The organism is Synechococcus sp. BA-124 BA4, assembly GCF_034931165.1.
This window is the reverse complement of the sequence record NZ_JAYGIA010000002.1, coordinates 33,238-41,542: the sequence shown is the minus strand read 5'-3', so window position 1 is coordinate 41,542 and position 8,305 is coordinate 33,238. Positions and strand designations below refer to the sequence as shown.

The window sequence follows — 8,305 nt, the reverse complement described above, 5'->3', positions numbered from 1 at the left end:
CTTTTCTGGCTTTCAGATCTTCGAGTGAAGAGCTTGCAGCTGCTTTCCAATCATTCACAAGTCTTTCATGTTCATTAAGAAAGTCATTGGATGCAGCCTGCAGTCTCTTTAGTGCAATTCGTTCGCGACCGGAGGATGAAAGAAAAACTGACAAATCGTTCAATAGGTCATAGACCCCACTAGCTCTGAAAAGATCTTCTGATCTGGAGGTCCTGGATTGAAGGGCTGTTCTGGCGTCGACAAAGTAAATGCGATTTTCTTGCTCACGGCCGAGTGTCTCATTACTGATCTCGCTCAGGCGCGAGTGGAATAGTCGCTTGATCTCATCGACCTCGTCGTCATCAACAAGATTAATCTTGTTGACTACAACAAAAACACCTTCGGGTCCGAAGTTGGAAAAGAGGTCTTTGGCCCATCTCACTTCCTCGATGCTGAGTGGCTGGGTGGCGTCAAGTACTAATATTGCGCCAGTGGAAAATTTAAAAAAGTCTTGAGTCGCCTTTGTTCGTACAGGGTTTTCAGCAAGACCTGGTGAGTCTACGAGAATCACCCCATCTCTGCATAAGTCTAGGTCTACAGGAATGTCTGCATACAAGATATCGCGAAAGCGATCCTCAGCATGCGACCCATGATCGGCTATGTCAAGCATGAACTCTGATTGGAACTCAGCAAGGCCAAGCGTCTTATGTTTGCCATCTGCGTAGTACACGGTCACGCCTTTATCAGGTGATCCGTGGAAGATTCTTGTGATAACAGCTGTCGCTGGCGCTTGCTTGGCAGGCAAAATCTTCTGCCCAAGAAAGGAATTAAGCAGCGTGCTCTTCCCGTTCTTGAATTCCCCAAGGACGATCAGCTGGAAGATGCCTTTTGAGAGTTCACTGTGCTGGCCTGACAATATCTTGCCTGCATTGCTCGAGCCCGCCGACGCTAACGACCTGAGGTCAGTTCCCTTTTCTAGTGAACTCTTGACGATGTCTAGTGCGGTGTGCAGGGTGGGCGCTGCTTTGCGTTGCTCCATGACATTGTGATAATCCCGCTCTTTGATTATACACGATCAACTCCTTGTGTGCACGCGCTGTAGGCAATGTTCTTTTGGCTCTGTCTAATTGCGGCTTTGCTCTGAGGCTTTTTTTGTCGAAGTTTCATGGATTCACCTGTTCCGTGCTGCTCAAGGTCTCTACAGGTTGCGTTTGCTCCAGCCGGTGATCGTGGCTTCGACGTTCTCGAGGTGCCATTGGAGAGGCCCCCGGCCCTGGGTGCAGCCCCAGCGGCGATAGTGCTTGCCCGGGATGAGCACCCCTCGCAGCCGCAGCTGGCGGAGGGTTTCACGGCTCATCCCCAGAGATGCGCACGCTTCTGCAGTCGTTACCCAGACCCGCTGGCGGGATGACGTGGTAGGCGTGTCCATCAGCCCCCTGTCAGCTGGGCGCGAAAGCGCTTGAGCGTGTCGATCAACCAGGACCGGCGATAGCTCTTTACCTGGCGCGGGGCCCCGTCAACAAACTGTTGGCGGCGAGGGGGTTCTTCGCCAAACTCCTCGCGGTAGGCCCTGGCCACGAGCTTGCCGGCTGCGCAGAACTGGTTGCGCGGCAGCACTTGCTGGAACACCTCCAGCCAGGCATCTCCCAAGGTGAGCTCCTCGTCATACGGGGCGCCAGGCAGCATTCCCGAGCTCGCGGTCAGCACGTTGCTGCGCACGATGTCCTTGAACAGGAGCTGATCGCGTTGATCCATGCCGCCAAGCCGCTCAAACAGGCTGATGCTGCGTTCCACCAAGGAGATCACCTCGGCTTCCCGAAGCCGGGGCGCAGTCGTCTCCACCGGTGTCGGCTGCCCCTGCTGGACACTCTCCAGGAACCAGCCATCCATCCACACCGCGAACGGCGCGCTGATCCAGCGGGCCAGGTCGACCGCGACTTGGGGATGGACCCAGGTGCCGCCGCCCTGGCCCTGGCGGGACTCGATCAGGTCAAACATCCGAATTCCGGAGGTTTCAGCGAGGGCATCCAAATAGGTCTGGCAGCGGTCGCTCTCCCGGTATTTTGACCACTGCTTGTTGTTGGCCTTGCACATCGCCGTGGCATTGACATAGCCATCGGTGACGCGCCGGGAAATCGGCGTGCCGTTCCAGGAACGGGAGATCAGCGCGGGGTGATTCATCGAAACGACATGCGCAGCGGGATAGGACGACGTGGTTGTGGTGTTCATCGGTCTGAAAACGGTGTGACGGGTGGAAGCTCACCGGCATCAGTGCCGGCATCGGGACGGAAGACGGTGCTGGTGACTGGCCGCAGCGGTACGGGCCCGGCGAGTACGAGCAGCAGGGTGCTGAGCTGAAACGCCAACCCCAGCAGGACAAGGCCGCGCAGCCCGGCAAGGCTGGAGGCCGTGACCATGACGGTGGGCCGGCGGGTACGGCAGAAGGCAGGCAGCTGGGGGCCGGGCCGGTGAGGGGGCCTGCCCCTCCAGGCCCCGGCGTTGTGGTCCTGACGATCGAGTGGCATCAGAACAGCTCCTCGTCGTCGTCGGCAGCGCCGGCGCTCCAATTACCGGCACCAGCCCCGGAGGTGGTGTAGCCGTCGACCTCCTCGAAGCCATCGGTGGGATCCACCTGCTCGTAAGGCACGAACTCGACCACCTGGACGGCGCGGGGTTGGAAGGTCATGCCGCAGCCGTTCTCTCCGTCCCAGTCGTAGATGTCGAAGGCCACCACAACCTTGGAGCCGTTGCCGATGGCGGCCCCATCCCAGGGCTGCTTCTTGGCATCGACGATGCGGGGCCCATCGGAAAGGGAGCCGTCGCGCCGCTGGAACTGCGGCACCTTGAACCGCACCACGGTGATCTCGCTGGGCTTCTCCTTGTCGGGCTTCCAGGGGAAGCCCTTCTCGGCGCGGCGCTTGCGGCTGCCGTGCAGGGCGATGAACTGATCTTCCATCGCCAGCAGGAAGGACTGGGCCTTCTCGTCACCGTTGGGGAGCAGCAGGTCGGCCGTCCAGGCCTTGGGCTTGCTCTTGTCGAGCTGATGCCTGGGGGTGATCAGGTGGGCCCAACGCACTTCAGCGAGGGGCGTGCGGAAGATGTCTTTAGCCATGGGATGAATCGGTGGAAACCTTGTGTTGATCGAATGGAGGAAGGGGCGGCAGGCCAAAGCGCTCGCGCAGCAGGTGATGCACCGCTCCGCTGGCGGAGATGTTGTGGCGCTCCATCACCTCGCGGATCCGCAGGTACACATCGGTGCGCACCTGGGTCTGGATGAAATGCCGACCAGCCTGAGAGCGGGGCTGCTCGCCGTAGCGGCGTGGCGGCCGGGGGCGATGGCTTGTGCTCATGGGCCTGGCTCCGCAGGAGCTTCCGCCTGCACCTGGCCCTGCGCTTCTTCGAGGAAGAGCTCGATGAACAAGCTGTGCTGCCGCTGGGTGATGCGATCACCGATGGAACGGGCGTTGCGCGGCACCTGGAAGTGCTCGCGGAAGGCTTTGGTCAGCTCCTGGCGTGTCGCCTGCGGCAGTTCGAGGACGCGGCGGTGAACCTCGCTGACCTCCTCAGGGGTGAGGGGAGCGAGGCCTGGATCTCCGTCCGCAGGTGCCCCGTCACCATTGGCGTCAGCCAAGGGAAGCGACTCTTCCGGCGATGGGTCTTCGGCCTTCGGCTTGGAGCAAGCCTGCTGAGCAATGCCCTCACCGGGCTTGTCATCAGACTGCTCTGAATCCGCGGAATAAGGCTGTACAGCCCGAGCCTGAGAAGACATGGGAATGCCCAGCAGCATCGCCAGCATCAGACCGGTGGTTTCGGCCAGATCGCTGGCCTCATCGGCCCAGGACTCGCTGCAGAGCTCGGCCCCGGCGACATGCATCACCGTGACCTGCAGCCTGGAGCGGCCTTGCTGCTCACGCAGCTGGGCGGACCAGCCGATCCCGCGGCGGAAGGCCGGGCGGGCTGAGTGCACCACCTCCGCCAGATCGGCAGCGGTGATGGGGGACACCTCGGCCTGAAAATTGGCCAGGGCATAGGTGAGCTGTTGCTCGGGAGTGGCGTCGGCCAGGACGGCCGGCGGCGCCTCAATGGCGGCCCCTGGAGGCCTTGGGGGTGAAGCCATGACGGATCGATCGGGCGGTTGCCCGCTGGTCCGGATCTTAGGGCTCTTTACTGAAAGCCGCACTCATAGCGGCTGTTAATTCCTAGCCATCAGGCTGGGACTGGCTTCTTGCCTCTGCGGCCGCTGGGCTTGGTGCCCTTTCTGTTGGCCGCCTCCCACTGGTCCAGCCAGCGCTTGGGCAGGTAAAGGTCGCCTTCGATCCACAGTGGGGCCAGCTCTTCCGGCTTGTAGTCGCCGAAGCCCGTGAGCACTGCAAAGAAGCGCTTGCGATGCTCTTCGCTGGCCTCGACCGCCAAGGAGTTGAGGGCGTCGCTGGGCTCCAGCCCGCACTCGTCGACAACCCGGCGCATCTGGTTGCGCCACTTGCTGGAGAGCTCCGTGGCCTTGCGCTGGCCAACGGTCGGCGCGGGCGTGGTGCGGAACGCTTCCGGCACATCTCTCAGGCCGCAGTAGCAGGCCCACAGTTCCAGTGGCGTCCAGGCCGGGCATTCCTCGTCGCCCAGTGGGATGGCGCCTTCCAGCTTCTCTTTGATCCCCTGGGTCTTGACCGGGCCCCAGTCCTTCTCGGCGATTCGGCGGTTCAGTTCGCCCAGCTGCCAGAAGGCCTTCTGGCGCAGCTCGCCGGCCTTGCCCTGCTCGATCACCGAGAGGTTGCCGTAGGAGATCGCATCGAAGCCGGCCTCTTCCGCCCAGCTGCAGGCGGTGTATTGGGTCCAGCCGTTGGTTCTTCGCCAGTTCAGCAGCATCCGACCGAACGCTGCGCGGTTCTCCTCCTGGCGCTCAAGCAGCTCCGCGTAGGTGATGGCCACGTTCAGGATCCTGAATGGGATTTCCCAAACCATACGGCAAACTTGGCACTCCTAGTCACTTCCTGACACGTCCTGGCATATCAGGTCTGATCTTGTCCGAGCCTCTGCAGGATCTGCTTGGCAAGCTGCCCAGTCATCACCTTCCTTGTCTCTGCTTGCAGCCTCAGGGCAAGCGTGTAGGGGTGCTCGCCCGGGTGGGCCTTTGCGAGACGCCTCAGCCGCTGCTGCAGTTCTGCCGGATCCATCAGTGTCCCAGCAGCACTTGCCTCGGCACGCCAAGCAACTGCTCGGCTTCCTCCACAGAGCGACAGGCCGCGGCCAGGCCCCCGAGCTGCTGCACTAGCCGGAGAAACGCCCGTTGCTCCGGGCCGAGCACGCCCTGGGCTGTCTTGACCTCCAGGGCGACGAACTGAGCGAGCCGTAGGCCGACCAGCTCGGGCGTGATCTCCAGCGACCGCAGACCGATCAGGTCGCTGCTGCCCTTGCACAGCCCGAAGCGCACGAAGCGCCCCTGCTGGTCGACCAGGGCACCGGTGTTGTTCCGCCAGAGCCGCACCGGCCCGCGGCCGCAGGCGAGGCGGATGCGCTGCTGGATCTCGTGTTCGCTGGGGGAGGAGTCCATGCCTCCTGTTGCCAGACTCGGGACAGCGACCACCCTGGTAAGCGCCTTACCAGGCCACACCGCCCTTCAGTCGCGGCAGCCAAGCCTGACTGAAACTGACTTCCGGCCTATACCTACATATGCCAAGTAGGACATCGTCAGCCACCAAGGAAATGCACCCGCCATTGATTGGCCATACCTTTTTACGTCCACTGACGGCCCTGATCCTGACCTGGCAGACCTTGCAGGGCTTGAGTAGCAGCGCCCTCGCACAGTCACTTCACTTCACCAGATTAAAGGGCACAACGGCGACTTGTACAGAAGCACAATCATCAGTCAAATCCGAGCTCAGATCGAGAGGCTTCTTCTCTCCCTATCGGGCCAATGCCGGCACTCGCATTGCGCGGATGGTGTATCCAACATTCACGCTCGATAGCACCTCCATCGGCAAGTATTACTACGGTGCGCCTCCAGGGAGACCGCAGCAGCTGGACATCAATTTATCCGGGGACTCCGACAAGCTTTACCAGGGCCTTCTCTCCTCTCCAGTTTACCTATCCGCTCTTGGTGCACGGATCTTGGAAGCATGTCCAGACATTGGTCTGGTGAGCTTCAATCACTGGCATGAGGGCGGTGTCCCAGTTGGCTTTTTCCCTGATGGCACGGCTCGCACCTTTCGATGGGTCGACCTCGGAGATGGCCCGCACACACGCCTGGTCCCTGGAGAGGACGGCATGAATGTCATGCAATACGAATGGGGGTACTACTTCTCACCATGAAAGCACTCATCTCTTTTGTCACGCTTGCTTTGACCATGGCGTCCCTGGCCGGCAGATCAGCTTTTGCGAACGACAGAGCTTCCGCCTACGAAAGCATCAAGGACCCTCGCTGCCTCAATGCCATTCATCAAGTGCACAGTGACATTGAAAACAGGCTGGGCGGGGATCTGCAAGATGTGCAGATCTATTCACCAGCATCAGAAAGTCCCGCTGCAGCCTCGCCCATTCCAGAGAGGCAGCAGCGGATCGTCTTCAACCTCAACACGCAGTGGTCGCGAGGGCTGCAGGCTACTCAGCAAGCGCACAACGCAAACCAGGCACTCACGAGCAGCCCACAGCTCACCAAGAAATACACAGAGCAAGTCCTCTCCGCCTGCCCAGATGTAGGGAGTGTAGTCTTCTACATGTGGGAATGGGGAGTGGGGTGGTCAGTAGGTAGCGACTCCAATCTAGTGCAAGACCGCTGCGTTTACCCCTCGCAAGGTAGATCGTTCTACATCTGGGGTGAAATCGGCTGCACTTAGCGGTTCGCTCCTCCACCTTTTTGCCTGGCTGCCCAGACGTGCCTGGCCCAGCCGGGCTTGTAGCCCCGATCCTGCTCGCGTTGCAGCAGCTGCTCGAAGGTGCGGCAGCCTGCGGCCGGGTGCGTGCGCCGTGGCCGTTGCTGCTGGTTGGGTTTGGGACGGTGGCGGGCTGCGCCTGTGACTTCCACAAGTTCACCCTCAACCTGCTGGACCCCTCGCCGCTGCTCATCGTGCTCGTCGGTCAGGAACAGATGGCCGCAGTCGGGGCAGACCTGCGCTGCGCTGGGGCAGCTGCAGAAGCACACTGGGCAGTCCTTGATGGGGATCGAGACGCCCTCGCGGCGGCGCCGCCCGGCCAGGTTCCACTCGCGCTCATCGGTCGGTAGGCCATGGCGATGGGCGTTGCCGACGTGATCGAGGATCACGGCCTCCTGTTTCCCAGGTGCGGGACGCAGGGCCCGGCCGACCATCTGCAGGTAGAGCGACAGGCTGGCGGTGGGGCGCATCAGGATCGCCCCGCCGACTGAGGGGATGTCGGTGCCCTCGGAAATGATCATGCAGCTGCTCAGCACCTCCAACTCACCGGTGCCGAGCCCAGCGATCAGGCGTTTGCGCTCCTCAGCAGGGGTGCTGCCGCTCACTGACGCAGCGCGAATTCCCGCACTGCGGAAGGCCGCGGCCATCTGCTCGGCGTGCTCGATCGTGCAGCAAAAAACAATCGCCGTGCCCGGGTGCAGTCGGCGCCGGTAATGGGAGACGGCATCGCCGATGGCGGCCCGGTCCCCAAAGGCGCGTGCCGCCTGCTCGAGATCGAACTCGCCCATCCCCCGGCGGAGCTTGCTGTTCCTTGCACCCGGCCAGGAGAAGACCCGGGGCTTGGCCAGCCAGCCCTGCTCCACCAGCCAGGCTGCTGAAGGCCCCAGCACCAAGGCTTCGAAATAGCCGCCGGCCTCCACGCCCAGCCCCTTGCCGTCGAGCCGCTCGGGGGTGGCAGTCTTGCCGATCAGGTGGGCCTGAGGCCAGGCGTTTATGACGCGGCCCCAGACATTGCCAGCCACCAGGTGGTGGGCCTCGTCCTGAATGATCAGATCCGGCGCAGACAGCAGTTCGAGGCGCCGGACCACGGTCTGCACCGAGCCCACGGCGACCTGCCGGCCCTGCAGCCGGTGGCCGGGGGCGATCACGTCGGGCTCCAGGCCCCAGGCCCGAACGGTGCCGGTGAGCTGCTCGATCAGTTCAGCCCGATGGGCGAGCACCAGCACCCGGCGGCCCTTGCTCGCCGCGCCCTGCACGATCGCGCCGATGGTCTGCCCTTTCCCCGCTCCGGTGGGCATGACCGCACAGACCCGCCGGTGGACCTTGAGGGCAGCGCGGAGATCGGCCAGCAGCTGCTGCTGGTAGTCGCGCAGGACGATCGGGGCCATGGGCGTGACGACAGGCTTTGCGCTGAGTCGGACACCTCAGCAATGTTCAACTTATCAAGCCCTGCCGGGTGC

Annotated in this window: 12 protein-coding genes; 2 read left to right on the top strand and 10 right to left on the bottom strand. The window is 62.2% G+C overall.

Going from position 1 to position 8,305, the window contains the following annotated elements; translation table 11 throughout:
- From VB734_RS00440 to VB734_RS00400, 9 genes are all read right to left on the bottom strand, one after another.
- A partial coding sequence (locus tag VB734_RS00440) for a dynamin family protein (RefSeq protein ID WP_323242855.1) occupies positions 1-1,018 on the bottom strand: 1,018 nt, incomplete at its 3' end.
- Positions 1,019-1,177: 159 nt separating this feature from the next.
- On the bottom strand, positions 1,178-1,408 hold the full coding sequence (locus VB734_RS00435; RefSeq protein WP_322782385.1) for a helix-turn-helix domain-containing protein: 231 nt from the start codon (positions 1,406-1,408) through the stop codon (positions 1,178-1,180).
- Complete coding sequence (locus tag VB734_RS00430) at positions 1,408-2,208, bottom strand: KilA-N domain-containing protein (protein WP_322782386.1); 801 nt, start codon at positions 2,206-2,208, stop codon at positions 1,408-1,410. Before VB734_RS00430 ends, VB734_RS00435 begins: the two co-directional genes overlap by 1 nt.
- The gene (locus tag VB734_RS00425) at positions 2,205-2,504 is read right to left on the bottom strand and encodes a hypothetical protein (RefSeq protein WP_322782387.1); all 300 of its coding nucleotides are present in this window, start codon (positions 2,502-2,504) and stop codon (positions 2,205-2,207) included. The genes VB734_RS00430 and VB734_RS00425 overlap by 4 nt, the downstream gene beginning before the upstream one ends.
- Positions 2,504-3,091 carry a hypothetical protein gene (locus VB734_RS00420; protein WP_322782388.1) on the bottom strand — a complete coding sequence of 196 codons (588 nt, stop codon included), beginning with the start codon at positions 3,089-3,091 and terminating at the stop codon, positions 2,504-2,506. Before VB734_RS00420 ends, VB734_RS00425 begins: the two co-directional genes overlap by 1 nt.
- Positions 3,084-3,329, bottom strand: a complete 246-nt coding sequence (locus VB734_RS00415; RefSeq protein ID WP_322782389.1) for a hypothetical protein — start codon at positions 3,327-3,329, stop codon at positions 3,084-3,086. Before VB734_RS00415 ends, VB734_RS00420 begins: the two co-directional genes overlap by 8 nt.
- Positions 3,326-4,096, bottom strand: coding sequence for a hypothetical protein (locus VB734_RS00410; RefSeq protein WP_322782390.1), 771 nt, complete (start codon positions 4,094-4,096; stop codon positions 3,326-3,328). Before VB734_RS00410 ends, VB734_RS00415 begins: the two co-directional genes overlap by 4 nt.
- A gap of 89 nt (positions 4,097-4,185) precedes the next feature.
- Positions 4,186-4,905, bottom strand: a complete 720-nt coding sequence (locus tag VB734_RS00405) for an XRE family transcriptional regulator (protein ID WP_322782391.1) — start codon at positions 4,903-4,905, stop codon at positions 4,186-4,188.
- Between the two features lie 244 nt (positions 4,906-5,149).
- Positions 5,150-5,527, bottom strand: coding sequence for a VRR-NUC domain-containing protein (locus VB734_RS00400; protein ID WP_322782392.1), 378 nt, complete (start codon positions 5,525-5,527; stop codon positions 5,150-5,152).
- 152 nt (positions 5,528-5,679) lie between these two features.
- On the opposite strand from VB734_RS00400, the gene VB734_RS00395 reads away from it, so the two are divergent.
- Both VB734_RS00395 and VB734_RS00390 read left to right on the top strand, forming a co-directional pair.
- Positions 5,680-6,285 (top strand): hypothetical protein, encoded by a 606-nt coding sequence (locus VB734_RS00395; protein WP_322782393.1) that lies wholly within the window; start codon positions 5,680-5,682, stop codon positions 6,283-6,285.
- Positions 6,282-6,809 carry a hypothetical protein gene (locus VB734_RS00390; RefSeq protein ID WP_322782394.1) on the top strand — a complete coding sequence of 176 codons (528 nt, stop codon included), beginning with the start codon at positions 6,282-6,284 and terminating at the stop codon, positions 6,807-6,809. Before VB734_RS00395 ends, VB734_RS00390 begins: the two co-directional genes overlap by 4 nt.
- On the opposite strand, the gene VB734_RS00385 is transcribed toward VB734_RS00390, so the two are convergent.
- Positions 6,806-8,233, bottom strand: a complete 1,428-nt coding sequence (locus VB734_RS00385) for a DEAD/DEAH box helicase (protein ID WP_322782395.1) — start codon at positions 8,231-8,233, stop codon at positions 6,806-6,808. The genes VB734_RS00390 and VB734_RS00385 overlap by 4 nt on opposite strands.
- Positions 8,234-8,305 lie beyond the last annotated feature (72 nt).